We start from the raw sequence: 26,344 nt of genomic DNA on the forward strand, positions 1-26,344 counted from the left end.
CCGGGCAGTAGGGAGCCGTGAAGGTCCTACGGGTGGTCAGCCGGCCATCCGTAGGTTGAAGTCGTGCACCGTACTCCACCGCTGACCGGTCACCACATGCACCGCACCGGTACGCGGCTCGTACGTGACCGACCAGCGGGTGTGTGACTGCGCCACCGCCTGAAGGATCTCCATGGCACCCTGCCAGTCGACCACCCCATTGGCTCTGGTCAGGTGTGCTGCCGCCGTGGCGTAACGACGGTCCCGCTGTCGGGCCGCCTCCGAGGCGTCGGCCAGCCGGATGTTGGTCAACACCTGCCACGGCGGGCCGCCCGGCAGCACCCGCATCCGTCCGTCGACGAACTCCACCACGGCGGACGCGCCGGACGCGTCGGCGATCAGGTAGTGCAGCGGCGGGCCACCGTCGAAGTCCAGGTTGTAGCGGTCGATGACCGCTACCGCCTCGTCGACCGTCGCGGCCTGGTCGAGCACCAGCCGCAGGATTCGTACGCTGCCGACGGTGGGCTTGGCCGGGTCCGGGGTGAGACTGCCGGAGTCGTCCGCCGCCAGTCCCACCACCAGGCCGCGCTCGTTCATTCCGTCGAACGGCAGCAGCGGCGCGTTGAGCAGCCGTCGATCACCGCTCGGATCCGCGTTGATCCCCAGGTAACCCATGTCCACGAGGGAAATGGACGCATAGCCGTCCGGCGGATCGGTCTGCAGGACCAGCCCGGGATTGGGGTCCCAGTCGAAGTTCCGTCCGTACAGTGGCCGGGCCGGGTCGCCGGAAGCCATGAAGAGCGAGCAGCCGAACGGGGACGGGGTCGGCGACGCGGCCAGGTCGACCAACGCGTCGTAGTCCCCGGCGTAGGTCATCGCATACAGCGGTAGATCGTCGACGCGGCGCAGGCTGGCCAGGGTCTGCTCGGCCTCGGCGGCGGACTGCCGGGAGGCCGACACGACACTCTCGGAGTTGGCGTCGCGCTGGTCCGCTGTCGGGGCTCCGGCGCACCCGGCCACGACCAGGGTCAGGGCCAGGGCGATCGTTGCACGGATGTTCCGGGATCCGGTGGTAGGTGCCGATCCGACCGTCGTAGCTCTCATGTCGTCGAGTGTGCCGGAGGTTCCGGCGAACCGGGAGCGACGTTTCGGCTCAGTCCACCTCCACCCAGTCCAGGGTCCGCTGCACCGCCTTCTTCCACTTGGCGTAGCCGTCGGCGCGGCGCTCCGGCGACCAGGTCGGCTGCCAACGCTCCTGCTCGTTCCAGTTCTGCCGCAGCTCGTCGGTGGACTTCCAGAAGCCGACCGCCAGGCCGGCGGCGTACGCCGCCCCGAGCGCCGTGGTCTCGGCCACCACCGGCCGGCTCACCGGCACGCCGAGGATGTCGGCCTGCAACTGCATGCAGAGCCGGTTGGCGGTCACTCCACCGTCTACCTTGAGCACGTCCAGGGTGACTCCGGAGTCCTCGGCCATCGCCTCGGTGACATCTCGGGTCTGGTAGCAGATCGATTCCAGGGTGGCGCGGGCCAGGTGGGCGTTGGTGTTGTAGCGGGAGAGCCCGACGATGGCGCCTCGGGCGTCGGAGCGCCAGTACGGGGCGAACAGCCCGGAGAAGGCCGGTACGAAGTAGACCCCGCCGTTGTCCTCGACCTGGGCGGCCAACGCCTCGCTCTGGGCCGCACCGCTGATGATGCCGAGCTGGTCCCGTAGCCACTGCACGGCCGAGCCGGTGACCGCGATGGAGCCTTCGAGGGCGTACACGGCGGGTTGGTCGCCGAACTGGTAGCAGACGGTGGTCAGCAGTCCGGACCGGGACCGGACGATGTCGGTGCCGGTGTTGAGCAGCATGAAGTTGCCGGTGCCGTAGGTGTTCTTCGCCTCGCCCGGGGCGAAGCAGACCTGGCCGACGGTGGCCGCCTGCTGGTCGCCGAGGATGGCGGTGAGCGGCACCGACCCACCGAGCGGGCCGCTGGCCAGGGTGTCGCCGTAGCGGCCGGCATCGGACGAGGGGCGAATCTGCGGCAGCATCGCCCGGGGGATGCCGAAGAAGGAGAGCAGCTCGTCGTCCCAGTCGAGGGTCTCCAGGTCCATCAGCATGGTACGGCTGGCGTTGGTGACGTCGGTGACGTGCACTCCGCCGTCGACTCCGCCGGTGAGGTTCCACATCAGCCAACTGTCGGTGTTACCGAAGATGGCGTCGCCGCGTTCGGCCGCCGCCCGTACCCCGTCGACGTTCTCCAGGATCCACTGGATCTTGCCGCCGGAGAAGTAGGTGGCGGGCGGCAGGCCGGCCTTACGCCGGATCACGTCACCGCGCCCGTCCCGGTCCAGTGCGGCGGCGATCTGATCGGTCCGGGTGTCCTGCCAGACGATGGCGTTGTAGTAGGGCCGCCCGGTGCGCCGGTCCCAGACCACCGTGGTTTCCCGCTGGTTGGTGATGCCCAGGGCGGCCAGGTCGCTGGCGGCCAGGCCGTGCCGGTTCATCGCGGTACGGATGACCGACGTGGTCCGTTCCCAGATCTCCACCGGGTTGTGCTCGACCCAACCGGCCCGGGGCAGGATCTGCTCGTGTTCGAGTTGGTGGCGGCCGACCTCCTTACCGCCGTGGTCGAAGATCATGAAGCGCGTGCTCGTGGTGCCCTGGTCCACCGCACCAACGAAGTCGGCCATCGGAACTCCTCTTCTCGACGGGGAACGGCGTCAGGCCTTGACCGGTTCGGTCTCGGCCGGGGTAGGTAGGCGGCCCGGTTCGAGTGGCTCGTCGGTGGGCAGGAACCGGCCGATGAGCAACTGGTAGAGCGCGGCACCGATCAGACCACCGACCAGTGGCCCGACGATGGGCACCCAGAAGTAGAGATCACCATACTGGTCGGAGAAGGCTGTTTCGTACCCGGTGAGGAAGGACGCCAGTCGGGGGCCGAAGTCTCGGGCCGGGTTGATGGCGTAGCCGGCGTTGGTGCCCCAGGCCATGCCGATTCCCACCACGAGCAGGCCGATGACCACCGGGGTGAGGTTGGCCGCCGGCGGCGAGTTACGCAGGTCGGTGAGGGCCAGGATGACGAAGAGCAGAATGGCGGTACCGATGATCTGGTCCCGCAGGCCGCCCCACTGACCGACCGGCAGCTCGCCGTTGCCGGGCAGGGTGGAGAAGACGCCCTGGGTCTTGATGGTGTGGCCCGGGTCCACCCTGGCCAGCACCTCGCTGTAGTTCCACCGAACCAGGAGCGCGGCAATAAAGGCGCCGAGGGTCTGGGCGAGGGTGTACGGCAGCACCTTGCGCCATGAGAAGCCTTTGAAGACGGCGAGCGCCAGGGTGACCGCCGGGTTGAGGTGTGCCCCGCTGATCCGGCCGGCGACGTAGACCCCGAGCGTGACACCCAGTCCCCAGGCCCAGGCGATGCTGTCGTGGTCACCGATGCCACCTGCGGCCACCTGGGCGACTACCCCCACCCCAAAGAGGATCAGGATCATGGTGCCCGCGAACTCGGCGGCCAGTTCGCCGAGGATGCCTGGGACTTTCACACGTTGCGTCATGTTTCCTCCTGGTGCTCGTACTACGCCAGGTAAACCCCTAATGCCATGCGAGTTACGTTTCGGGGCAACGGTAGAGAAGAAGACATCGACAGTCAACGACTTGTTGTCGCCCTGCCCTGGACGCCGCGCTCGGTCCCCTCCAGACGATCGGATCGGAGCGTGTTAGCTGGCGGAGGAGGTGGCATGTGGATGCCGACCGGCAGTCGTTCGAGGCGTACGTGCGGGCGCGTACCGCGGCCCTGTCCCGAATCGCCTATCTGCTGACCAACGATCGCGGGCCGAGCTTGGCCAGGGCCTGCTGCACCGAGAGCATGACGGTCACCTGCTCGGCATCGTCCGGCACCGGTCGGTCAGCGCCGGAGAGTGGAGCCTCGGGCCGCCGGCTGGCTCGTCGCCACCACGACACGTGTTGGTGGTAGAGCACCCGGCGGACGTAGGGGTCGGTCCGTCACGGTCGTACCTCCATCAGGTCCGCGAGTTCCGGCGCGAGGGTGCGTAGCCGGGCGAGCCCGTCCCGGACCTGGCTCTTCACCGTGCCGACCCGGCAGTGGAGAATCTCGGCGGTCTGCGCCTCGGTGTAGTCCTCGAAATATCGCAGGATCAGGGCCGCCCGCTGCGGGCCCGACGGCGGCGACGAATCACCACCGCACTCACGGTCGTCGCCGTGGTAGCGATGGTCGGCGCGCTGACCGGCATGCCACTCGTGCTGGATCGGGCGTCCCCGGACGACTTCTCGCCCGCCCGCCCCGCCCGGCCCGTGGTGCCGTCCACCGTCTATCCGCCACTGACTGGTGAGGACACCATCGTCGAGAATCCGCCCGGCCCGGCTGCCATCCTGGTCAGCGGTGACGAGGAGATGCGCGGCAGCGATGTCTGGGGGTGGGAGGGTCGCAGTCTCGTCATCGGTCGCGATGGCGGCTACCGACTCGTCCATACGGCAGGTGAGACCACCGCCGGAATGGCCGGCGGCCTGCTGCTGTCCCCAGACGGGCGACATTTGGCGAGCGGTCCAGGGTTGGAAGGGACGACGGACGGCAGCGGCCGTACCGCGGTCGTCGACCTGACCACCGGAAAGGTGACCGAGTACGACGGCGATACGCCGATCGCCTGGTCTCCGGACGGCAGATCGTTGCTGATCCTCCCGACGCCCTCCCTCTTGCCCGACCCCGAGGTGCGGCAACTACAGCTCCGATTGCTCGATCTGGTCACCGGGACAGTGCGGGAGTTGCCGAAGATCCGCGGCAGCTACCGGCCCGGAAACTTCGTAGCGTTCTCCCCGGACGGCGCACAGGTCGCGGTGGCGACCCAGGACGCCATCCACATCGTCGAACTGAACCAGGCACCAGTCCGCAAACTCGCCCCTCTCTCGCCCGCAGACCGGCTGGCCGGGCCGGGGGCCTGGCTTCCGGACGGGACCAGAATCGCCACCTACACAGCGGACACCTGTGAGGATGGAACGACGTGCGACGGTTCGGACCTCCGCCGGCGGTCGTGGCGGATCAGCTACCTGGACGTACAGTCCGGCACCCTGGCGGCCGGGCCCACGCTGCCATCCGCCCGGGGGCTGGCCGCCCGGATGCTCGGCTGGCAGGACGACGGCGACGCGGTGGTCGCCGTCTACCAGCCGGGGAAGGGCGTGGTAAAGGAATCGGACGACAAGCACTGGGCTGAGACCGACTGGTGGACCGTGGGCGGGGTTGAGCTGCTGGAGTTCCGGTCGGACGGCAGCCGACAGCGCCTGGTCGACCTGCCGGGCAACGTGCTCTTCGTCGACGTGCCGGCCCAGCTGCTCAACAGCTTCGGTGGACCGTCGGCATCGTGGCCGGAAGGCATGCTACGACGACTGCTCGCGGTGGCCTGGCCCTTCGGACAGTGCTTCCTGCTGGCGCTGGTGGTGATGTTACTGCTGGGAAGCTGGCAACACTACCGCCGACGATCTGCCCGAAGAGGAAGTTATCGGGGTCCGGAACACCCCGCCTGATCCACTACCGGCCGGGGCGGCTGGTTACATCGACTACCCGCCCCGACGGCCGGTGGGGTCAGCCGCTGCGGCGGTTGCCCCACTGGCGTGGCCCCTGGACCGATCCCCGGCCACCACCGAGATGCTTGCCCTTGCCGGTGGTCTGCGCCTGGGCGCCGCCCTTGCCTCGGGCCCGCCGCGCGGCCCGGTTCTGGAACTCGGCGGCAACTTCGACGTCGTCGGACTCGCCTACGGGAAGGTCTTCTGTGTTGTCTGGAACGCCGGGGTCCGACATCGGGTTCTCCTGCACTCGAGGACGCCAGAAGGAGGGTTGGCACCGGGGAGATGCCCTGCACCAACGTCACGGAAGATCATGCCACGGCGTACCGGGCCGGAGCGGGCTGGGCCGGAAACCCGGGCCCGACCCCGGCCGATCTGGTCCCGTCAGCCCTGGCGAGCGGCGTCGATGAGCTGTCGGGCCACGGCGGTCGCCGCATCCGGCCTACCGTGCTGCCGAGCGTTGTCGGCCAGCCACTGCCGCTGCCGGGGATCCTTGAGCAGCGCGATCACCTCGTCGCGGAGCCGGTCCGGGGTGGCGTCCGGTCCGGCCAGCATGCGGGCCGCCCCGGCGTCGGCGAGGTGTCGGGCGGTGCGCCGCTGCTCGTCGCCGCCGGTCGGGATCAGCGGAATGAAGATGCACGCCTTGCCCAGCGCGGTCAGTTCCGCCACCGTACCGGCACCGCTGCGGGCGACGACGATGTCGGCGGCGGCGAGCACGTCGGGCAGCTCGCCGTGCACGTAGTCGACCACCCGATAGCGGTTGCGCAGATAGTCGGGAAGACCGGCGGCGACCTCCCGCATCTGCGCGAACGAGTAGTCCCCGCACTGATGCAACACCTGACAACCGGGCAGGATGTCCGGCAGGATGGCGGCCACCAGCTTGTTGACCTGGAGGGCACCCTGGGCACCGCCGGTGACGAACACCAACGGCAGTTCCGGGTCCAGGCCAAACGCCGTCAGTGCCGCCGCCCGGTTTCCGGCCAACACCTCGGGCCGGACCGGATTACCGGTCACCACCGCCCGACTCCTCGCCCGGGCCGGCAGATGCTCCACCGACGACTCGTGGCTGAGCAGGATCCGGGTGGCCAGCTGGGCCAGGATCCGGTTGGCCAGACCGAGGGTGAGGATCTGTTCGTGCATGACCAGGGGACGGCGGGTCAGCCAGGCGGCGACTCCGATCGGGACGCAGACGTATCCGCCGGTGGAGAAGACCACGGCGGGCTTGGTACGGATCACGGTCATGATGGCCTGCACGACCCCGAGCGGAATGCGGAACATGTCCGCGAGGTTGCGGCCCAACTCGCGCAGGTTCGGTGAGCGACGCAACTTGCCCGTGGTGATCGCCTTGAACGGCACGTTCTCCTGCCGGGCGATCTTGGCCTCCAGCCCGTGGGAGACCCCGACCCAGAGCAACTCCGGCTCCGTGCCGGCCTCGGCAAGCCGAGCCCGCAGCGTACGGATGGTGGTCAGCGCCGGGTACGTGTGCCCACCGGTCCCTCCGCCGGTCACGATGACCCGGATTCGGTGGAGACGCTCTGCGCTATAGATAGTCATGTCTTCCCTGTCAGGTCGCTCACGGAAACCTTGCACCCTGGCCGGGGCGAGTCTAGTGGCGGCCGAATACGGCGTCGGTTTCGCCATGACACGTCACCGGTGACCGGTTTGCCGTAGGCCGCCCTAGCTGCCCCGATCACCGGCTGCTCAGCCCTCGTCGCCGCCCCCGCATAGGGCGTGGACGCCCCCTTACCCGGAGCACTGATTGTTTCGCCCCCACCGCCCCGGGTACGCGCTGGTACGCCGAGTCGGCCCGACCACACGAAGGGCGACGTGGGGGAAGGAGTCACCATGGCTGGCATACCGATTCGCAGTTCCGCGTTCAATGACCACGATCTGATGCCGCAGCGGTTCTCCCAGGACGGGGGAAACGTCTCCCCGCCGCTGGAATGGGGCAACGTGCCCGAGTCAGCAAACGAGCTCGTCCTTCTCGTGGAGGACCGTGACGCCGGCCGGGTCCCGTTTCTGCACTGGCTGGTCACCGGTATCGACCCGCGTTCCACCGGAATGGCCGAGGGCCAGATACCGCCCGGCGGACAAGAATGGATCAACGGCTTCGGCAACACCGGCTGGGGTGGCCCGCACCCGCCCATCAACGACGATCCACACCGTTACTTCTTCCGGCTCTACGCGGTGGACCAACCACTGGCCCTACCCGCCGCACCGCAGGTCTCCGACATCCAGGACGCAATCGCAGGTCATGACCTCAACAGCGGCAATATGGTGGGAACCTTCGCCCGCTGAGCCGGTCACGAACGGGGCTCCGCCGGATCCGGCGGAGCCGGCGGCCGGGCCCCGCACCGCCATCTGACCACCCGGCGACCCGCAATCCTGCCCTTGCCCGTACCTGGAGCGGCGTACCGGCCTCGATCGACGTCGGCAATCCGCGATCCTTGCCCGGACTTCACATCCCCACCGTTCTCAGGCGGCACCGCCTGATGCGGTCGACCGGCCCCGACGACAACCTGATCGACATCTCGCAGGGTCAAGCCGGCCCGCCTGAGCCGCCCGCCCGGCCGCTGGCGGCTGCTCGCCGCACCGATCACGGATGATCTCGCCTGTTCGCGTGGGCTATTACCTCGTACCGCCCGCTGGGGCGACGGGCGGACCGAGGCGGCCTCATAGCCGACCGCTGTTCTGTCAAATCATTCGACAAACAGCTTCCGCCCCGGCCGCGTCGCTTCGCGACGCGTCTGTGGCGACTTATATTCCGTCCAGTGACTTCCGGTGAATCCCCCGCACGCACCGATCCGAGTCGAGCGCGAGGAGCACCACAAGCCCTGGTTAGTGACCATAACCGCACGGTTCAAAGGCGTGTCGGGTAACGACTCAGACGAGTTTTGGTAAAAGAACGTGCCACGCCGACGACCCGAACCGGCGCGACTGGCCGAACGGCTTGCAGAATTCCACCCTGATGCGTCAAACTCGACCCACGATACTGATGTTCACAAGGAGTGACCAGCTATGGCAAGGAAAGTAATCACTGTTCTGACTGATGACCTGGAAGGCGGCGACGCCGACCGCACCGTGGAGTTTGGCCTCGATGGCGTCAGCTACACCATTGATCTGTCGGAAAAGAACGCGGGCAAACTCCGCAAGGCGTTGGACCCGTACCTCGCCGCCGGCACCCGCATTGGCCGGGGCGGGCTCGACAGCCGACGCGCCGGCCGTCGATCCGGTGCCGCCGCACCGACCCGGACCAACCGTGACCAGAACAAGGCCATCCGGGAATGGGCCATCAAGAGCGGCTACGAGGTTTCCGAGCGCGGCCGTATCCCGGCCTCGGTCGTAAAGGCCTACAACGAGCGCTAGCCCGCGTGCCCTTCCTCCCCATAACGGCCGTGTAGCTGAGCTACCCCCGCTGACCTTTCCGGCCCGGCGGGGGTCGTCTGTATCTACAGCCGGCACGACAACACCCACCGCAACGTCAAGACAGGCCCGGTAGACCGTCCACTGTGGGTCGGCACCTACCGCATCAGCTGGGTTGCCTCATGGCGGGCGATAGCCGTCCGGGTCGCGGTGACGAAGCTCCAGAACGCCGGCCGGGTGGTATGCCTACGCTGCGCTCGGGTGTTGGTCCCGAACATCGCCGTACGCATCGGAGTGGTCAGCTCCAGTTGCGCGCCCTTGCCCCGGAGCGTGCGATTGGCGATGTTGTCCGGGTGGTTGCCGTTGAGTGACTCATGGTCAACGGCGTCGATTGCCTGGATACCGGCACTGCCGTACTCCTCGATCAGTAGGGCCTTCAGCCCGAGATCCAGCCCACCGACCAGAACGGCCTCGGTGCCGGCCGGCAGCCCGGCCTGGGCCGGTGTGCAGCCGTGCAGTGCCACGGTCTGCCGGGCACCGGCACACAACGACCGGGCGACGGGGTCGTCGCACCGGGTCGAGGTGACATGCAGCTCGTCGTTGTTCGAGCTGCGCAGTCCTTCGAACATCCAGTAGTCGTAGGTCCGCCCACCGGCCGGGGTGACCTGAAGGTCGGCCGGGTGGTATCCGGCGACCGCGAGGCACAGTTCTGAGGTACCCACCTCGATCCCGCCGCCGTGCGGGGCAAGAATCGTGGTCTGCGGGAAGACCGGATTCTGGGCCAGGTCGTCGTCGAGCACCTCATGCCGTCGGTGCCGACGGGCGTAGTCGGTGCCCGGTACGAGGCTGTGGTCGGCGTACAGGGCGGTGTTGGACGGGTAGACGTCTGCGGCGGTGCTCGCCGCGGCCACTGCGATGTCAGCGTCCCCCAGCAGCAGATACGGCCCGCTGGCCGCCGCACCGGCGAACATCGCGAGCACTGTCCTTCGTGGCCTGCCTGCCATCGCAACGTCCCTCTCAGATAGTGATGACTGCCGACGCCAGCCTAGATCACCAGTGGCGTCGGCTCGGCCATCACAATCGTCAGGTCCGTTCGTCGGCCAGATGGCCAGCACCCACCACGGCCGGGCCTCGTCCAGGGTGCTGGCCAGCCCGAGCCCCCAGCCGTAGCAGACGACGACGCAGAGCACGTTCTGCAACACGTATCCGGAAAGCGCGGTACGACCGAGCGAAGCCAGGCCGGTGCTGATCGGACCAGTTTCCCGGACCTGGTCGACGATCCAGCCGACCAGCCCGAGATAGCCGAGCGCCACCATCGGCGCGAAGACGTACCGGTCCAGCAGGAACAGTTCGGGTCCGACCAGGGTGCTGGCCAGGTTGACCGACAGACCGATACCCAGTCCGAACCAGAGCAGCCGACGCCGCAGCGCCCGGCCCCGCTCGTCGGCGCTGAAGGCACCGGCGCGGAACAGGTGCACGCCGAGTAGAAACAGGAAGAGCAGGAGAGCGAAGGTGATGATCGGCTCAAGGCGGAGCGCCAGCACGGACGGACTGGGCCAGCAGCACGGCGACCAGGATCGCGGTGACCGCGTAGCCCATCAGCACGTCGTAGGCGAAGACCAGCAGAAAGTGCAGGCTGCCCTCGACAAGGAGAAACACCGGTCGCCACAGGTAGCTTCGCGGCCAGGATCGGCCACGGGCCTGGGCGGAGCGGTACTGGATCGCCAGTCCCACGCCGAACAGAGTGGTCAACAGAGCGAGGAACTTGCCGTTGGCCAAAAACCGGAAGGCACCCTCCACCAACGCGCTGGGCAGGTCATCGGATAGCCCCACAGTGGCCGAGACGCTGGTCGCGTCGTCTAGCGACTGCTGTTCCCCACCGGGATCGGTGAAGATCCACATATTGGTGCCGAGGTGCCGAGGATGGCCACCCCGCGTAACACGTCGAGCAGGGCCAGCCGGTCGGTACGTTGACCGCCCTACGCGTCGCTAGGCAAGGAGCCAGCGCCAGAAGGCCAGGTTCTCGCGGGAGCGGCGCTACGCCCGCCAGGCGCAGCGCCGGAGCGAGAAGCCCAGCACGATCACGGTGTCGGCGGCCGGCAGCGGACCGGGTTCACAGCACCCGAGGACGAAAGTCGGGACCGTACCGATCGACGCGGCGGCTCACGCCGGGTGGGAGATGCTCCCGGGCAGCAATGACGGCACGGCCAGATCCTGATAGTCGTCCGGCAGTTTGGCCATCACCTCGTCGAATTCACCGCCGGTGACCGCCTCCCGCAAGGTGGTGAAGACGGCCTGCGCCCCGTTGCGCGCGAGCGCCTCGTCGACGTTGGCACCCCGACCGATCCGGCGGACGAACGCGTCTACGCCGAACCGGGCTGCGGTTCCGCCACGTTTGCGTAACGTCGCCTGTAACGGCTTGGGCAGTTGGGCCGCGAGGTCCACCACCTCCGCACCGGACAACCGGTCCTCCAGGGTCTCCAGCGTGGCGCGGGTGAGGTCGACCGCCTGCGGTGAGGAGACCTGGGCACGCCGCGCAACCAGGTCGATGAAGGTGTCGTAGTTCATGCCCGCCCCCACTCCGTCGCGTATCACCCGCCCGGCTGACGGGTTCAACTATCACCACCGTCCGGCGAATTCGCCGCGTACCCGGGGTTGGCGGTGACAAACAGCGTCATCGCGTCCGGCCGCCCATGCGTGACCCGGTGCGGGCCGGGTAAGCGGTCGGACAGAGCGACTACGACCGCCGAGGAGCACGATCATGGCGACAAACGCCGAGGTGTTGCGGTACCTCACGTCGATGGACTTCCCCGCCGACAAGCAGGACATCATTCGCGAGGCCGAGCGGGCCGGTGCCCCGCCGGACGTACTGAAGGCATTGCGGGCGATGCCACCGGTCGACTACCACAACACCAACGAGGTCGTGCGCTCGGCGCGGACCAACCCCGCACCGGAGGTAACTCCGGCGGATCTGGCAGCCCGGGCCCGGAACCGCAAACAGCAGCAGGTCGCCCGGCACCTGCGCGGGACCTGATCGGATACCTGACGGCTTGTGGTGCGCCCTGGGACGAGAAGGAAGAAGCCACGTCGCGATCCGACCCCACCTTCGGTCCAGTTGGCCGCGATGGCACTCGCCGGGGTGCTGGCTGGCGGGTTGTTCGGCGGGCTCTACTCGGCGAAGCTCGCGCCGCTCGTCGGCTGGGACGTCGCCGCTTTGGTCTACCTGGTCTGGGCGTGGACGGCGATCTGGCCGCTGGATTCCCGGAGCACCGCCCGACTCGCGGTACGCGAGGAGCCAAGCCTCGCCCTACGGGACACGCTGCTGCTGGTCGCCTGCGTCGCCAGCCTGCTCGCGGTCGGGTTCGCCCTCGCCGGCGCCCAGTCCCTGCACGGCTCCATCCAGCAGTTCCAGGTCGCTCTGGGGGTAGTGAGCGTCCTGCTCTCCTGGACGATCGTGCACACCGTCTTCACCACCCGCTATGCCCGGCTCTACTACACGGGCCCCGATGGCGGCATCAACTTCAACGCGCACATCCCGCCCCGCTACTCCGACTTCGCCTACGTGGCCTTCACGGTCGGCATGACGTTCCAGGTCTCCGACACCAACCTCACCAGCAATGAGATGCGCACCACGGCGATGCGCCACGCGCTGTTGTCGTACCTGTTCGGTGCCGTGATCATCGCTGCGACCATCAACCTGATCGCCGGCCTGGTTCGGTAGGGCCGGCCCAGATCGGGGCAGTACGGCCGAGAAGCACCGGACGAGGTGCCTGGGTCCCGGGCCTGACCCGGCCCAGGTCACCACGTCCGACGTAACCCCGATGGCTTTGTCGCGTCCGAACCGGTCGCGCACCCACCGGGCGACGGATGCCCGCCCGAACCGGGCAGGCGTCAGCGCCGGACCAATCATACGATCCGACCTCATCCGTACGGTGGATTGTGCGGGAATTGTGGGTTATCCCACCCGGCGCTGTCGGGATCAGGCCCGGGTCAGTGGACGGAAATCGTCGTAGCTGTCCTCCAAGTCGACCCGGGCCAGCGCCCCTACCAACCAGGCCAGCTTCTCCGACTCAGCGGAGCCAGCCACCTCCACAAGTTCAGCGGCGGACCGGGCCAGGTCGAGCCGCCGGGCAGCGGTCAACGCATGCCGGTCAACCACCGGAGCCGCCTCCCGCCACACCGCCTGGACATCTCGGAAAAAGAGATCAACAACCTGCTCGTCCACCCCGGCGAGTTCTCCGAGTAACCGTCGCTCCCGCTCCCGGTCGTAGCCGGCTGCCACTCGCATCCGGCGCACATCGCCCCGGTACCGCTCGACCAGGCCGACGGCGAGATCACCGAGTACGTCCGCCAACTCGTCGGCGTTGCGCTGGAAGCCGCCCGCCCGCAACACCTGGGCCCGCGTCTCGGGCAGCGACCGGGCCAGTCGGGCCGGGCTGTCCCAGCCCTGGTCCCGCAGCGCGAGCGCGGTCGTGACCGCTCGGCGGAAGTCGCTGGTCCGGCGCAGCAGGATGGACAGGTAGAGCACCTGGAAGAGACTCGCCGGATTGTTGGTCACCCGAATGCCGTACACCTCGGCGAAACCCCGGCCGCTACCGACCAGGCGTCGGGCCAGTCGCTTTCGCTCCGCAAGGTTGGTCGTGACCGTGCCTGTCATGCGGGGCGACTACCCACAACGGGCCTGGTCACGCCCGCCCGATGGGGATCGTCTCCAGCAGCGGGCGCTGGATCTGGCGGTGCACGCCGTCAGCCGAGGACGTACCCGTGCCGGTCCCGGGCCTTGAGCCGGACGGCGGGCATCGTCGGCGCGGGCAGTGGTGGGTCGTCGTCCCCGACGACGGTGCCGAACCGGCGGCCCGACATCCAGTCCGCACGCGCCTCGACGATCTCCTCGTGGGAACGCCCGACGAAGTTCCACCACATCACCAGTGGCTCGTCGAACGGCTCGCCCCCGAGCAGCACCAGGCGGGTCGACGTGCTGCTCCGGACCGACACCTCCCGCCGGCCGGGGGTCAGATAGAGCAACGCCCCGGGCCCGACCGACACCCGATCGACCTCGACCGAACCGGACACCACCAGCAGACCGTGCTCGAATCCGCGATCCAACGGCAGCCGGGCAGTCCCGCCGGCCGGCAGTTCGAACTGCGCAGCAAGCAGTGGCGTGTGCCCCACTGCCGGCGACCGTACGCCGTCGAACTCGCCGACCAGGACGGTCGCAGTCAGATCAGCCCCGGTGAGCACCGGAAGGTTCGCATGGTGGGCGAAGCCGGGCGGCCCGTGCCGGGTCGCCTCCGGTAGCGCCACCCACAGTTGCAGGCCGTGCATCAGCGGCGGGTGCTCCGGCGGGGACTGCTCGGAGTGGGCGATTCCGTGTCCGGAGGTCATCACGTTGAGCTGTCCCGGCCGGATGGGCTGGCGATTGCCGAGGCTGTCCCGGTGCAGGATCTCCCCATCCAGCAGCCAGGTGACGGTCTGCAGTCCGGTGTGCGGGTGCGGCGGCACCTGCATTCCCGGCCGCCCGGTGACATCGTCGGGGCCGAAGTGGTCGACGAAGCACCAGGCGCCCACCATCCGGCGCTGTCGTTGCGGCAGCAGCCGCCGTACGGTGGTGTAGCGCCCCAGCGGTACGTCATGGCCGGCCAAGAGGACACTCGTGGCCTCAGGTGCGGGCGCACCAGCGAGGCGAGTCTGACCTGGCATCGGCTGTCCACCGTTCATCGCCCGACTCTACGTCGCGACGTCAGGCGAGCATTCCTGGCACCGTCATCTGGCCGATTTCCAACCCCGCCGACGCGCCACGGCCTCGCCGAGCATCTGCTCGATCTGGTCCACCCCGGCCCGCATCGACATGCGCTGTAGGTAGCTCTCCCGGGCCCGGTGCGACATCTCGGCCCGCGCCTCCGCCGGGATCACCGCGGCCAACGCGAACCGGTCGGCCAACGCCTGCCAGTCCTCTGGCGGACAGGACAGTCCGACCCGGGCCCGCTCCACCAGGTCGGCGGTGTCCCCACCAGCGGACACGACCACGGGCGACCCGCACGAGAGCGCGGCCTGAAGTTTCGCCGGTACGGTGCCCCGCAGCGCGGGTAGGTCCCGCAACAGGACAAGCTGATACTCGGCGGCACCGTACAGTTGCGCCATCTCCTCCGGCGGGCGCGGTCCGATGAACCGCACGTTCCCGACACCGAGTTCGGCGGTGAGTTCACGCGCCCGGTGCTCCTCGCTGCCCGAGCCGACCAACACCAGGTCGAGCTGCCCGTCGACCTGGGCCGCTGCCCGTACTGCCGTCTCGACGCGCTGGAACGGTCCCATGTTGCCGGCGTGCATCACCGTGCACCGGCCTCGGTGCCCAATCGCCTTCCGGGCCGCCGGGCTCGCCGGCGTGGGTCGGAAGACCCGCTCGTCGGTCCAGTTGAGCACCACCTGGACCTTCGCCTCGTCCGCTCCCCGGGACATCACCAGCTCCCGCATGGACGGAGCGATCACCGCGATGCCGCTGGCCGCCTGGTAGATCCGGCGTACCGTACTCGCGAGGCTGCGGTAGAGCAGCCGGTCGGCGGTACCGAGGTCAGGTTCCACCGGCCCGGTCGCGGCCTCCGGCCACAACTCCTGCACGTGCAGCACGGTGGGAATCTGACGCAACAACCGGAGCAGCCCGGCAGCGGCGAAGGTGGTGGCCGGAGGATGGTAGACGTAGAGCACGTCGACCCCGGCCAGGTAACGCGGGGCCACCAAGGCCACACTGCCGGCAAATGACAGGTAACTGGCCATCATGCGGGTCGCCGACGCGTCGTGACCGGGATAGCGCGGCACCCGCCGTACGGTGAGTCGCTCACTGGTGGTCTGGTGCTTCCACCGTTGCCGCCAGCCGGGATAGAGCTGGCCACCCGGATAGTCGGGAAATCCGGTCAGGACTCGGACCTCGTGTCCACGAGCGGCGAGTTCCTCGGCGAGACTGCCCGGGATGAACGCCGGCTCCGGCGGAAACAGGTACGACAGGATGCCGATCTTCATCTGGCCACCACCAGACATCCGGTGGCGGTGGCCGGGATCATCGCGGAATCCGGGTGAGTTCCTGGGTCGGCTCGTCGACCATCCGCGCGGGCAGCCCGTCCATCTGGCCCCGGGGCGGCTCCGACTTGAGACCCGTCCCCTGTGCGGCGTGGCTACTCGACCGACTCGACCGGTTGCTCCCCTGGACCGAGCGTGTGGTCGGGCCGGTCACCCGGTACGCCTCGTACTGGTATGCCTCCGACGGTGGAACCTTCGCCATGTTGAGTACGCAGCCGAGTAGTCGGGCAGCCACCGAGGAGAGCGCCTGTGTCGCGGCCGTGACCTGCGCCCTCGACGTCTTGCCGGCCCGGGTGACGAGCAGGGCACCGTCGGCCTGTACCGCGACCACCACCCCGTCGGTGACCGCCAGCAGCGGCGCGGTGTCGATGATGACGATGTCCGCGGAGTCCCGCAGCGAGAGCAGCAGGTCCGCCATGCCCTTGGAGCCGAGCAGCTCACTCGGGTTCGGGGGGATGGAACCGGCGGGCAGCACCAGCAGTGACCGGTCCCCCCACGGACGTACGGCGTCATTGATCTCCGCCTCACCGATCAGCACATCGGTCAGTCCGACCCCGGTGGGCATGCCGAGGTAGCTGGCCACCCGCGGCCGGCGCAGGTCGGCATCGATCAGTAGGACCCGCCAGCCCGCTTCGGCGAGCACGATGGCCAGGTTGCAGGCCATGGTGGACTTGCCCTCGCCCTGCACGGCGCTGGTCACCGCGATCACCCCGGCCGGCTCCTGCACATCGACGAAGCGGAGGTTGGTGCGCAGCTTGCGCAGGGCTTCGGCGCGAGCCGAAGTGGCTGCGCTCTTCACGATCAGCGGGCTCAGCTTGGCGCTCTGGTCGAACGGCACCTGCCCGAGCAGGGGGCTGGTGGTGACCCGGTGCAGCGTCTCGCCGTCGTGGATGGTGCTGTCCGCCCGACCCCGCAGTACCGAAAGGCCAACGCCCAGCACCAGACCGATCAGCCCGGCGAGCAGGAAGGTACGCGTCGGTTTCGGGGAGACTGGATCGGGGTCAACCCGGGGACCACTGACCACTTCGAGCTTCACGGGTGGGTTGTCGTCGCCGGGCGGCGTCTCGATCCGCTGTACCAGTGGGACGAAGCTCGTGGCCACCGCCTCCGCCAGGCGCAACGCCCGAGCCTTGTCGGTGTCCGTGACCGTTGCGGTAAGCAGCACGGTGTCCATCTGGACATTGGCGGAGACCCGGGACTGCACCTCCGCGGTGGTGAGCCCGACCGCCTGGTTCGCCGCGATGTCCTGCGCCAGTCGGTCGCTGGTGAGCAGGTCGACGTACGACTTCACTCGTTGCTGGAGGAAGAGACCGCCCTGGTACGCGTCACCCACCCCTCGGCTCGGCGTCGTGACGAAGAACGTCACCGAGGCGGTGTACTGGGGTTCGGCCCGCACGGTGAGGAACCCGGCGACACCGAGAGCGACCATGACCGTCGCGAGTACGACCCACCATCGTTGGCGCACCACGCGCAAGTGGTCATGCAGGTCCATCGGGTCAGACCTCCCGTCTCAGGTGTTGATTAGCTAAACGACGTAAAGAGTGGCGATACTGCGAAAAGTGGGGAATCCGAAAAATTCCCATTCAACGCATGATGCGCCTAACTGAATGTAAAGGATGAGGAGCCACGAGTAGTCGCGTTCTCCCCAACAAGCCCCGATACCGGGCGATATCCGGGCGCGGAGCAGCCGGGCCGACGTTGTTGTTAAAATGATCAACGGTGTGCCGGGAAGTCTGGTCGGCGAAGAAGGATCCATAGGACCAAGGACCCCGAGGTGCGCCCGTGGCGAACAACCGCCCGCCTGCCCGCAAGAAGCCGGGCATCACCCACCGTCTCTTTCAGCGTTCGAGCTGGCCAGAGGCCAAGCTCGTCGCGGACATCCTGCGCACCGAGACGGTCGGCGGTGGGCTACTCCTGCTGGGCGCGGTCGTCGCCCTCGTCTGGGCAAACTCCCCCTGGTCGGCTGCCTATCTCAACCTGAGTCAGTTGGTCCCGTGGCCCGGCGGAAGTCCGCTACACCTGGACCTGAGCCTGGCCGAGTGGGCCGCCGACGGCCTACTGGCGATCTTCTTCTTCGTGGTCGGCCTGGAACTCAAACGGGAGTTCGTGGCGGGAGACCTCCGCAATCCGCGGCGAGCAGCGCTCCCGGTCGTCGCCGCGCTCGGGGGCATGCTCCTGCCCGCCCTGATCTATGTCGGGATCAACCTGGCCACCGACACCGGCGCACCGCGTGGCTGGGCCATCCCCACCGCCACCGACATCGCCTTCGCGCTCGCCGTACTCGCCGTGATCAGCTCCCACCTGCCCAGCGGGCTGCGCGCCTTCCTGCTCACCCTGGCCGTGGTGGACGACCTCTTCGCGATCACGATCATCGCGCTGTTCTACACCGACCACCTCAGCCTGCTCCCGCTACTCGGATCACTGGTTCCGATCGCGATCTTCACGCTGCTGGTGCAGCGCGGCCGGACCTGGTGGTGGGCCCTCATCCCGCTGGGCATAGCTGCCTGGGTGCTGATGCACGCCTCCGGCGTACACGCCACGGTCGCCGGGGTCCTGCTCGGCTTCGCCGTACCGGTGCTACGGCGCGACCGGCACGGGCACGGCCTGGCCGAACGGTTCGAGCACCGATGGCGGCCGATCTCCGCCGGGCTGGCCGTACCGGTCTTCGCGTTCTTCGCTGCCGGTGTCTCCCTGCGAGGTGGCGACCTCTCGGCGCTGGTCACCGACCCGGTGGTGATCGGCATCGCGGCGGGGCTGGTCTTCGGCAAGTGCATCGGCATCTTCGGTTCCACCTACCTGCTGTCCAGGTTCACCCACGCCGAGCTCGACGAGGGCATCACCTGGTCCGACCTGCTGGGCGTCGCCCTGCTGGCCGGCATCGGCTTCACCGTCTCGTTGCTGATCGGCGAGTTGGCGTTCGGCGCGGGCAGTGAACGCGACGAGCACGTCAAGACCGCCGTCCTGGCCGGCTCACTGACCTCGGCACTGCTCGCCTCGATCGTCCTGGTCCGACGCAACGCCGTCTACCGGCGGATACACGAGCAGGAGACCCGGGACGACGACGGTGACGGAGTGCCGGACATCTACCAGCAACACCCCGCCCCGGAAGCCGACCGGTAGAACGTTCGGACTACCGGTCGTCGGGCTACACCCCGTCGACCCCGCTGAGCTGCTCGCCGAGGGCGGTCCGCCGGTACCGCAGCCGGCGGCCGACGCGCTCGCCGACCACCAGGCCCGCGTCGCGCAGCGTGGTCAAATGGTGCGATGCGGTTGCCGGGGAGAGCTTCAGACTGGTGGCGACCTCGCCTGTACTGGCGGGCACAGCCAGCAGGGTGAGCACCCCCGCCCGGGTCGAACCAAGTAGCGCCGCCAACGCGGCCGAGGGCTCGGACAGTGCCCGTACGGCCGACGGCTCGGACGGTGCCGCCTGTGCCCAGAGCTGGCCGTATCCGCGGGGTGGATACCAGAGCGCACGACCCGCCGGCCCCGCGGTCATGGGGTAGACCCGCGGACCGGCGAATCCCGCCGGCAGCAGGGTCAGGGGCTGACCGTCCAGGCTCCAGTGCCCCGGCTTGCCGTTCGCCAACCGGAGCGCCGAGCCGTCCCAGTCCAGCTTCGGATGCAGGTCGGCGAGGAGCGCCTGTGGCCCTCGCTCGGCCGCCAACCGCGCGCGGCGTGCGATCTCGCCCTCGGCGGCTGCCCGCAACCGGGGCCAGACCGGGGCCACCGCCAACTCGAAGTACCGTCGGACCTGCCGGACCAACTCGGCGAGGCCACCCGCTGGATCGGTGCCGAAGCGGCGGATCTCCGGCGGCGCGGGATGACCGGCCCAGCCCGCCGCCACCTCGGCGGCGACCCGATCCAGCGGGGTCGCGGCCACCACCCGCAGTTCCTCGGCCAGGCTCGGCCGAGCGGTGGCCGGCACCGGGGTGAGGAAGTCCGGCACATAGCAGGTCGGGCCGGAGATCACCGCAAGGAAGGTACACAGGCCGGCTCCGGCGAGCAGCGGTCGTACCCGGCCTGACCAGGATCCGTACAGCCACGATTCCCGTGGGCGGTTCAACACGAACCCGCTGGTCACCACCTCGACCAACGGCGAGTGCGCGAGCCTGAGCCCGACCAGGTCGGCCGGCGCAAATTCGATCATGCTCACCCGAACATTCGAGCACGGTCGAACGGCTACCGGCCAGCCGGTACCGGTTCCTACCGTCACGCCCATGGAATACACCTACCTCGGCCGCACCGGCCTGACCGTGAGCCGCCTCTGCCTCGGCACCATGAACTTCGCCTGGCAGATCGACGAGGCGGCCAGCCACGCCATCCTCGACCGGGCGTTCGACGAGGGCATCAACTTCGTGGACACCGCCAACATGTACGGCAGCGAACGCGGCGACGGGATGAGCGAGCAGTTCATCGGCAGCTGGGGCGAGAAGACCGGCCGGCGGGACAGGATGGTCCTGGCGACCAAGGTCTATGCACCGATGACCGACTGGCCCAACGACGGCGGGCTCTCCGCCCGGCACATCGTTGCCGCCTGCGAGGCCTCGCTGCGCAGACTTCGGACCGACTGGATCGACCTTTACCAGATGCACCACGTGCAGCGGAACACGCCGTGGGAGGAGATCTGGCAGGCGATGGAGGTACTGGTCACCCAGGGCAAGGTCAGGTACGTCGGCTCGTCCAACTTCGCCGGCTGGCATCTGGCCCGCGCACAGGCCGCCGCCGATCGACGTAACTTCCTCGGCCTGGTCTCCGAGCAGTGCAAGTACAACCTGCTCACCCGCCATGTCGAACTGGAGGTGCTGCCGGCGGCAAATGAACTCGGGATCGGAATCCTGCCGTACTCGCCACTGCACTTCGGCGCGCTCTCCGGCGCCATCCGCAAGCAACGCGAGGGGGTTCCTGGCCGCAGCATGCTGCACGCCGCCGACCGGGTGGAACCGCACCGCGCGGCCCTGACGGCGTACGAGGAACTGTGCGCCGACTTGTCGGCGGAACCGACCTCCGTGGCACTCGCCTGGCTGCTGTCCCGCCCCGGGGTTACCGGTCCGATCGTCGGTCCCCGGACGGCCGACCAGTTGGATCTGGCCGTGGCGGCGCTGGACCTCGACCTGTCCGCCGAGACCCTGGCCCGCCTGGACGAGCTGTTCCCGCCGGTCGGCAACGGGGGCCCTGGCCCCGAAGCGTGGGCCTGGTAAGCCGGAGGGCTGGAGGGCTGGAGGCTGCGATGTAGCATCTATGCTACGAATCAGCCGACTTACATGACAGGCGAGGGGATCTATATGACCACCGGCATGCTGCCGGACACGCCTACCCGGGAAACCGAGCAACCGGAGAGGGACGCTGTGCTCGACGTCCGCGACCTACGGATGCGGTACGGCACGACGGACGTGCTCACCGGTGTCACGTTCTCCGCCCGGCGGGGCGAGGTGGTGGCGCTGCTGGGGCCGAACGGAGCCGGTAAGACCACGACGATCGAGATCCTGGAGGGCTTCCGGATCCGCTCGGCCGGACAGGTCTCGGTGCTCGGGGTCGATCCGGCTCAGGGCGACGAGCGCTGGCGGGCCCGGCTCGGCATCGTCCTGCAGTCCTGGCGCGACCACGGCAAGTGGCGAGTCCGCGAACTCCTCACACACCTGGGCCGTCACTACGTCGCCTATGCCACCGCGCAGGTTCCGCGCCCCTGGGACATCAAGGAACTCGTCGAAGCGGTCGGCCTCAGCGAGCATGCCGACAAGCGGGTCGGTCAGCTCTCCGGTGGGCAGCGACGCCGACTCGACGTAGCGATCGGCATCGTCGGCCGCCCGGAGGTGCTCTTCCTGGACGAGCCCACCGCCGGCTTCGACCCCGAGGCCCGACGCGAGTTCCACGACCTGGTGCACCGGCTGACCGACATCGAGGAAACCACGATCCTGCTCACCACCCATGATCTGGACGAGGCGGAGAAGCTGGCCGACCGAATCCTGATCCTGGCTGGTGGGTCGATAATCGCCGACGGGTCGGCCGACGCGCTGTCCCGCCGAGTGACCGCCAATGCCGAGGTGCGGTGGAGCCAGGACGGCGGACGGTTCGTCCACTCGACCTCCGACGCCACGGCCTTCGTCCGTGAACTGTTCCAACAGCACGGCACGGCCATCGCCGATCTTGAGGTACGCCGCTCCAGCCTGGAGGACATCTACATGACCCTGGTACGCGAGCACGAGGCTGGCCGCCGCGACGCGGCCGTACGCGCCTTCGGGGAGGCGGCCCGGTGAACCCGATGATCTCCGCTGCGCGAACAGGGCTGGTCCGGGGTGCAATCGAGCTCCGGCAGACCTTCACCAACGGCCAGGATCTGTGGGGCTACTTCTTTCCCACGGTGCTCATGCTGGGAGTGCTGGTCTTCCTGCACGACATCACGACGCCCGGCACCACCTTCTCCCTCGGTGCCCAATCCGTGCCCGGCACGATCGGCATAACCATCGCCTTCGGCGGGCTGGCCACCACGGCGGTGGCGCTCGTCACCGAACGCGAGGACGGCACCCTGCTACGCGCCAAGGCGACCCCCCACGGCATAACGAGCTACCTCGTCGGCAAGGTCGTACAGGTCTCCGGCATCACCGCCGTCTGCACCGCGCTGATCCTGGTGCCCAGCCTGTTCATGTTCGACGGCTTCGCCCTGGGCAGCGTCGGTACCTGGCTGACGCTGGCCTGGGTACTGACACTGGGGCTGGTCGCCACCATGCCGATCGGCGCTATCCTCGGCTCGCTGCTCTCCAGCCCGCGCAACTCCGGCCTGATCATGTTTCCGACCATCGGCCTCTTCGCCATCTCCGGCATCTTCTACCCGATCACCATCACGCCGGCGTGGCTACAGGGGATCGCACAGGTGTTTCCGATCTACTGGCTAGGGTTGGGTGCGCGATCCGCGCTACTCCCAGACGGCATGGCGGCTGCGGAGATCGGCGAGTCGTGGCGACACCTGGAGACCCTCGGCGTACTCGGGGCCTGGGCGGTCTTCGGGATGGTCGTGGCACCTGTCGTGCTGCGTCGGATGGCGCGCCGCGAGTCCGGATCCAGCGTCGCCGCCCGCCGGCAGAAGGCCATGCAACGCGCGGTGTGAAAGGCGAGGCGATGAGTGAGACGGTCTACAACCGCATCGCCGTGCTGCGCGCGGAGCGGGGAATATCCCGACGGCAACTCGCTGACGCCCTCGGGGTGCACTACCAGACGGTGGGCTACCTGGAGCGGGGCGAGTTCCGCCCCAGCCTGCACCTGGCACTGCGGATCGCGGCCTACTTCGAGGTGGCGGTCGAGGTGGTCTTCTCCATCGAACCGTTCCCCCGGATCGGCGCTACTTCCGCCCCCGCCACCAGCCGGCCGGCCTGACCTCGCGGGCGGATCGACGGGGCGATCCGCCGGGCCGTTCTGGTGCTGGGCAGCCCGGCGGCTGCCCAGCACCATCGCACAACGGCTCACAGTTGGGGCAGAGCCTCCACGATGAGCCAGACGCCGCAGATCGCGAAGAGGATCGCCGCGCCATACTTGATCGTCTTCTCGGGCAGCCGCTTGCCCAGCATCCGACCGACCAGGATGGCCAGGGCGTCGGCCGCCACCATGCCGATCGTCGAGCCCAGCCAGGTGCCGAACCATCCGTACTGGGTGGCCAGGGTGATGGTGGCCAGCATCGTCTTGTCTCCCAGTTCGGCAAGGAAGAACGCGACCGACACGAGAACGATGGCGGACTTGTCCGTTCGCTCGGCCTTGCGCTTCTCCTCGTCGGTCAGCGCGTCGCCACGCAGCGTCCAGGCACCAAACATCAGAAACGCCAATCCGGCGACCAGCGAGATCCAACCGGTGGGCAGCACCGCACCCAGCCCGACACCGATCGCCACCGACGCCAGGTGCACCACGGCCGTGGCAACGGTGATGCCGATCAACACCGGTATCGGCTTGAACCGGGTGGCGAAGGTCAACGCCATAAGTTGCGACTTGTCGCCCAGCTCGGCCACGAAAATGACACCGAAGCTCACCGCCAGAGCGACGAGAAATCCGTCCATGAAACCCTTCCCGGTCGGAGCCGGGTCAGGGCATGGGCGACCTCGACCCGGCTGTACAGCCTGAGTCGAAGGTCTCGCCCGCCCCACCTGGATGAGGCCGCGTGGCCGGATGCGGAACGCACCAGTATGTCGACCACGACATTGGGAGCTACTCCCCTTCGCGGCACCGAGACTAGCCGATACCGGTTCTGGCTGGTCCGCCGGGTGCGCCAGGTCACTGGCCAGGGTGCGGTTCCCCATCTGCGGTCCGCACGAGGAGGAAGCTACTGCCCATTCCGGTCAGACCGACGTGTTCGCTGATTGGACCGGCTCCGGTATATCCGCCACCCGACCAGACCCACCACGACGAGCCCGAGCACGGTAAGGGCAGCGAACCGCCCAAACGCCCCAGCAGCCAGGCCGTGAACCGGCTCATTCGGCCGGCGCTCGACTCGACCACATCTGCCCAGTCCAGCAGAGGTCATCGGTGGTAGCGGGAGAATCCCGCAACCGGGTGCCGATGGGCGTACCGGGTCACGCCCGCCTCGTCGGGACCACCTGGGCGAGGGTGACCAGGAACCGCTGCTCGTCGTCGGTCCAGGTGGCACAGACCGCGAAGTCGGCGGCGGCCAACTCGGCCTCGATACCGGCCGGGCGGAACTTGGCCGAGATCTCGGTCCGCAGCTCCTCCCCCTCAGCTAAGTCCACGGTCAGGTCGAGCGCGGCCACCCGTACCCGCTGGGCCTGGCGGGACCGCAGCCGCATCTCGATCCACTCGTGTTCGGCGTCCCAGACCGCGACGTGGTCGAACCCGTCCGGCTCGAAATCCGCCCCCAACTCCCGGTCGACCACCCGCAGGACGTTGCGGTTGAACTCGGCGGTCACCCCAGCCGCGTCGGCATACGCCGGCACCAGCACCGCCGGGTCCTTCACCAGGTCGGTACCGATCAGAAACCAGTCGCCGGGTTCCAGCGCCGTTCGCATGGACCGGAGGAATCCCGCCCGCTCGTCGGGGGTCAGGTTGCCGATCGTGCCACCGAGGAAGGCCACCATGCGGCGACCGCCGACGGGCAACCGATCGAGCTGCCGGGTGAAGTCGGCGACGATTCCCCGCACCCGCAGACCGGGATAGTCTGCCGCGATCTTCGCCGTCGACTGGCGTAACGCACTGACCGAAACGTCCAACGGTACGAATGTACCCAAACCGCCCGGTCGGGCGAACGCATCGAGCAGCAGTCGGGTCTTCTCCGAGGAGCCGGACCCCAACTCGATCAGGGTCTTCGCGTCGCTGAGCCGGGCGATGTCGTCGGCGTACGCGGCCAGGATGGCCCGCTCGGCGCGAGTCGGGTAGTACTCGGGCAGGCGGGTGATCTCCTCGAACAGTTCACTGCCCCGGGCGTCGTAGAACCACTTCGGCGGCAGCCACTTCGGCTGGGCGGTCAGCCCGATCCGGACGTCCTCGCGAAGCGCTCGGGCGAGGTCCTGCTCGGTCAGGTAGATCTCCAACGGCTCCGTGCTCACGCTGTCTCCTTCTCGGCTGGGCCGCGTCGGCGCGGCCCATGGAATGACGGCTACCCGTCCGGTTCACGGTTGTCGGTCGATGGGAAAGCTGGTCAGGTCGTCGGTGGTGGCGACGACGAGTCGCCGGTCCGGGACCGGTCGCCACCCGGGGTCGTCGTCGAGCGGCTCGGAGGAGAGCAGCACCGAACCGTCGCCGACGCGGACCGACAGCGCGTGACCGATCGTGCTGGCCACCGCCGTACGCCCGTCGGTGAGCAGCAGGTTCAGCCGGGAGTCGGGGGCGACGGCGGCGACCTGCCGAACCGTGGTGCCGACCGCCTCGGCCAGGGACGCACCGGCCCGGAGCCGGTGTCGGACGATCGCCCAGAGCACCGCCGCGTCGGTGGGCGCGTCGAGGGTCAACAGGTCCCGGATCGGCACCCCGGAAACGATCGGCACCATCGAGTCCGGCCAGCCGCGTACCACCCCGTTGAGGCTGAACAGCCACGGTCCGGCGGCGAAGGGTGCGGCGGCGGTCTCCATCACCGGCATGCCGACGGTGGCCGACCGGACCGCAGCGAGGACGGCCCTGGACGAGGTCGCCGCCGCCAGGGCCGGCAACGTCGAGTCCGTCCAGATCGGCTGGCCCCGGCGGTAGCGCAGCGGCTCCGGGCCGGGGCCGTACCAACCGATACCGAAGCCGTCGGCGTTGACCGTCCCGCCGCCGCGCATGTCCCGCGGCGCCCAGGACTGGTGGGCCAGTGAGTGCGGCGGGTCGAACAGCAGCGCAGCCAGGGGTAGCGGTGGCCCGAGATAGACCAGATGTCGGCACATCAGGCGACCACCGAAGGGCGTTCG

28 protein-coding genes are annotated in these 26,344 nt (G+C 68.6%); 11 read left to right on the forward strand and 17 right to left on the reverse strand.

The features are described from left to right. Window positions 1–36: 36 nt before the first annotated feature. Genes ACWDV4_RS13550 through ACWDV4_RS13560 form a run of 3 tightly spaced genes read right to left on the reverse strand, consistent with a single transcriptional unit; the run spans window position 37 to window position 3,514 of the window. Window positions 37–1,083: a linear amide C-N hydrolase gene (locus ACWDV4_RS13550; protein ID WP_449977951.1), complete on the reverse strand. Its 1,047-nt coding sequence runs from the start codon at window positions 1,081–1,083 to the stop codon at window positions 37–39. A 49-nt stretch (window positions 1,084–1,132) separates the two neighbouring features. Beyond that, complete coding sequence (gene glpK, locus ACWDV4_RS13555) at window positions 1,133–2,650, reverse strand: glycerol kinase GlpK (RefSeq protein WP_449977953.1); 1,518 nt, start codon at window positions 2,648–2,650, stop codon at window positions 1,133–1,135. 30 nt (window positions 2,651–2,680) lie between these two features. Then, a complete protein-coding gene (locus ACWDV4_RS13560; RefSeq protein ID WP_449977955.1) occupies window positions 2,681–3,514 on the reverse strand; it encodes an MIP/aquaporin family protein in 834 nt (277 codons plus the stop codon). A 185-nt stretch (window positions 3,515–3,699) separates the two neighbouring features. Between ACWDV4_RS13560 and ACWDV4_RS13565 the strand changes: the two genes are divergently transcribed. Beyond that, a complete protein-coding gene (locus tag ACWDV4_RS13565; RefSeq protein WP_449977957.1) occupies window positions 3,700–3,933 on the forward strand; it encodes a hypothetical protein in 234 nt (77 codons plus the stop codon). A gap of 29 nt (window positions 3,934–3,962) precedes the next feature. Here the strand turns inward: ACWDV4_RS13565 and ACWDV4_RS13570 are convergent, their stop codons facing one another. Beyond that, window positions 3,963–4,511, reverse strand: coding sequence for a sigma factor-like helix-turn-helix DNA-binding protein (locus ACWDV4_RS13570; protein WP_449977959.1), 549 nt, complete (start codon window positions 4,509–4,511; stop codon window positions 3,963–3,965). Window positions 4,512–4,529: 18 nt separating this feature from the next. On the opposite strand from ACWDV4_RS13570, the gene ACWDV4_RS13575 reads away from it, so the two are divergent. Beyond that, complete coding sequence (locus tag ACWDV4_RS13575) at window positions 4,530–5,495, forward strand: hypothetical protein (RefSeq protein WP_449977960.1); 966 nt, start codon at window positions 4,530–4,532, stop codon at window positions 5,493–5,495. Between the two features lie 58 nt (window positions 5,496–5,553). Here ACWDV4_RS13575 and ACWDV4_RS13580 read toward each other — a convergent pair whose 3' ends face one another. Both ACWDV4_RS13580 and ACWDV4_RS13585 read right to left on the reverse strand, forming a co-directional pair. After that, complete coding sequence (locus ACWDV4_RS13580) at window positions 5,554–5,769, reverse strand: hypothetical protein (protein WP_449977962.1); 216 nt, start codon at window positions 5,767–5,769, stop codon at window positions 5,554–5,556. A 149-nt stretch (window positions 5,770–5,918) separates the two neighbouring features. Continuing rightward, the gene (locus ACWDV4_RS13585) at window positions 5,919–7,088 is read right to left on the reverse strand and encodes a UDP-N-acetylglucosamine--N-acetylmuramyl-(pentapeptide) pyrophosphoryl-undecaprenol N-acetylglucosamine transferase (RefSeq protein ID WP_449977964.1); all 1,170 of its coding nucleotides are present in this window, start codon (window positions 7,086–7,088) and stop codon (window positions 5,919–5,921) included. A gap of 291 nt (window positions 7,089–7,379) precedes the next feature. On the opposite strand from ACWDV4_RS13585, the gene ACWDV4_RS13590 reads away from it, so the two are divergent. Together ACWDV4_RS13590 and ACWDV4_RS13595 are read left to right on the forward strand one after the other, a co-directional pair. Continuing rightward, complete coding sequence (locus tag ACWDV4_RS13590) at window positions 7,380–7,832, forward strand: YbhB/YbcL family Raf kinase inhibitor-like protein (protein WP_449977966.1); 453 nt, start codon at window positions 7,380–7,382, stop codon at window positions 7,830–7,832. A gap of 720 nt (window positions 7,833–8,552) precedes the next feature. After that, window positions 8,553–8,900 (forward strand): histone-like nucleoid-structuring protein Lsr2, encoded by a 348-nt coding sequence (locus ACWDV4_RS13595; protein ID WP_449977969.1) that lies wholly within the window; start codon window positions 8,553–8,555, stop codon window positions 8,898–8,900. A 155-nt stretch (window positions 8,901–9,055) separates the two neighbouring features. Here ACWDV4_RS13595 and ACWDV4_RS13600 read toward each other — a convergent pair whose 3' ends face one another. The 3 genes from ACWDV4_RS13600 to ACWDV4_RS13610 form a co-directional block, all read right to left on the reverse strand. After that, the gene (locus ACWDV4_RS13600; RefSeq protein WP_449977971.1) at window positions 9,056–10,441 is read right to left on the reverse strand and encodes a poly-gamma-glutamate hydrolase family protein; all 1,386 of its coding nucleotides are present in this window, start codon (window positions 10,439–10,441) and stop codon (window positions 9,056–9,058) included. After that, window positions 10,422–10,799: a hypothetical protein gene (locus tag ACWDV4_RS13605; RefSeq protein WP_449977974.1), complete on the reverse strand. Its 378-nt coding sequence runs from the start codon at window positions 10,797–10,799 to the stop codon at window positions 10,422–10,424. The genes ACWDV4_RS13600 and ACWDV4_RS13605 overlap by 20 nt, the downstream gene beginning before the upstream one ends. A 261-nt stretch (window positions 10,800–11,060) precedes the next feature. Next, the gene (locus tag ACWDV4_RS13610) at window positions 11,061–11,465 is read right to left on the reverse strand and encodes a DUF2267 domain-containing protein (RefSeq protein ID WP_449977975.1); all 405 of its coding nucleotides are present in this window, start codon (window positions 11,463–11,465) and stop codon (window positions 11,061–11,063) included. A gap of 193 nt (window positions 11,466–11,658) precedes the next feature. Between ACWDV4_RS13610 and ACWDV4_RS13615 the strand changes: the two genes are divergently transcribed. Together ACWDV4_RS13615 and ACWDV4_RS13620 are read left to right on the forward strand one after the other, a co-directional pair. Beyond that, a complete protein-coding gene (locus ACWDV4_RS13615) occupies window positions 11,659–11,931 on the forward strand; it encodes a DUF2795 domain-containing protein (protein ID WP_449977978.1) in 273 nt (90 codons plus the stop codon). A 90-nt stretch (window positions 11,932–12,021) separates the two neighbouring features. Then, entirely contained in the window at window positions 12,022–12,618 is a 597-nt protein-coding gene (locus ACWDV4_RS13620; protein ID WP_449978219.1) for a DUF1345 domain-containing protein, read from the forward strand. 258 nt (window positions 12,619–12,876) lie between these two features. On the opposite strand, the gene ACWDV4_RS13625 is transcribed toward ACWDV4_RS13620, so the two are convergent. The 4 genes from ACWDV4_RS13625 to ACWDV4_RS13640 form a co-directional block, all read right to left on the reverse strand. Further along, the gene (locus ACWDV4_RS13625; protein WP_449977980.1) at window positions 12,877–13,554 is read right to left on the reverse strand and encodes a hypothetical protein; all 678 of its coding nucleotides are present in this window, start codon (window positions 13,552–13,554) and stop codon (window positions 12,877–12,879) included. Window positions 13,555–13,643: 89 nt separating this feature from the next. Beyond that, window positions 13,644–14,615 carry a pirin family protein gene (locus tag ACWDV4_RS13630; protein ID WP_449977983.1) on the reverse strand — a complete coding sequence of 324 codons (972 nt, stop codon included), beginning with the start codon at window positions 14,613–14,615 and terminating at the stop codon, window positions 13,644–13,646. A 45-nt stretch (window positions 14,616–14,660) separates the two neighbouring features. Next, window positions 14,661–15,911, reverse strand: coding sequence for a glycosyltransferase family 4 protein (locus ACWDV4_RS13635; RefSeq protein WP_449977985.1), 1,251 nt, complete (start codon window positions 15,909–15,911; stop codon window positions 14,661–14,663). A gap of 37 nt (window positions 15,912–15,948) precedes the next feature. Beyond that, window positions 15,949–17,460: a polysaccharide biosynthesis tyrosine autokinase gene (locus ACWDV4_RS13640; protein ID WP_449977987.1), complete on the reverse strand. Its 1,512-nt coding sequence runs from the start codon at window positions 17,458–17,460 to the stop codon at window positions 15,949–15,951. Between the two features lie 290 nt (window positions 17,461–17,750). Between ACWDV4_RS13640 and nhaA the strand changes: the two genes are divergently transcribed. Continuing rightward, a complete protein-coding gene (gene nhaA / locus ACWDV4_RS13645; protein WP_449977989.1) occupies window positions 17,751–19,088 on the forward strand; it encodes a Na+/H+ antiporter NhaA in 1,338 nt (445 codons plus the stop codon). Between the two features lie 25 nt (window positions 19,089–19,113). On the opposite strand, the gene ACWDV4_RS13650 is transcribed toward nhaA, so the two are convergent. Then, window positions 19,114–20,115: an ArsR/SmtB family transcription factor gene (locus tag ACWDV4_RS13650; protein ID WP_449978221.1), complete on the reverse strand. Its 1,002-nt coding sequence runs from the start codon at window positions 20,113–20,115 to the stop codon at window positions 19,114–19,116. A gap of 70 nt (window positions 20,116–20,185) precedes the next feature. Between ACWDV4_RS13650 and ACWDV4_RS13655 the strand changes: the two genes are divergently transcribed. The 4 genes from ACWDV4_RS13655 to ACWDV4_RS13670 all read left to right on the forward strand — a co-directional run bounded on the left by ACWDV4_RS13655 (window position 20,186) and on the right by ACWDV4_RS13670 (window position 23,336). After that, window positions 20,186–21,166, forward strand: a complete 981-nt coding sequence (locus ACWDV4_RS13655; RefSeq protein ID WP_449977992.1) for an aldo/keto reductase — start codon at window positions 20,186–20,188, stop codon at window positions 21,164–21,166. Between the two features lie 84 nt (window positions 21,167–21,250). After that, window positions 21,251–22,222 (forward strand): ABC transporter ATP-binding protein, encoded by a 972-nt coding sequence (locus ACWDV4_RS13660; RefSeq protein WP_449977994.1) that lies wholly within the window; start codon window positions 21,251–21,253, stop codon window positions 22,220–22,222. Beyond that, entirely contained in the window at window positions 22,219–23,070 is an 852-nt protein-coding gene (locus tag ACWDV4_RS13665) for an ABC transporter permease (protein WP_449977995.1), read from the forward strand. Before ACWDV4_RS13660 ends, ACWDV4_RS13665 begins: the two co-directional genes overlap by 4 nt. Window positions 23,071–23,081: 11 nt before the next feature. Then, a complete protein-coding gene (locus ACWDV4_RS13670) occupies window positions 23,082–23,336 on the forward strand; it encodes a helix-turn-helix transcriptional regulator (protein WP_449977998.1) in 255 nt (84 codons plus the stop codon). Window positions 23,337–23,422: 86 nt separating this feature from the next. On the opposite strand, the gene ACWDV4_RS13675 is transcribed toward ACWDV4_RS13670, so the two are convergent. The 3 genes from ACWDV4_RS13675 to egtC all read right to left on the reverse strand — a co-directional run bounded on the left by ACWDV4_RS13675 (window position 23,423) and on the right by egtC (window position 26,320). Then, a complete protein-coding gene (locus ACWDV4_RS13675; protein ID WP_449978001.1) occupies window positions 23,423–24,007 on the reverse strand; it encodes a TMEM165/GDT1 family protein in 585 nt (194 codons plus the stop codon). A 513-nt stretch (window positions 24,008–24,520) separates the two neighbouring features. Next, entirely contained in the window at window positions 24,521–25,507 is a 987-nt protein-coding gene (gene egtD, locus ACWDV4_RS13680) for an L-histidine N(alpha)-methyltransferase (RefSeq protein ID WP_449978003.1), read from the reverse strand. Window positions 25,508–25,570: 63 nt separating this feature from the next. Continuing rightward, window positions 25,571–26,320 carry an ergothioneine biosynthesis protein EgtC gene (gene egtC, locus ACWDV4_RS13685; RefSeq protein WP_449978005.1) on the reverse strand — a complete coding sequence of 250 codons (750 nt, stop codon included), beginning with the start codon at window positions 26,318–26,320 and terminating at the stop codon, window positions 25,571–25,573. Window positions 26,321–26,344: the final 24 nt, after the last annotated feature.

The organism is Micromonospora sp. NPDC003197, assembly GCF_053590565.1.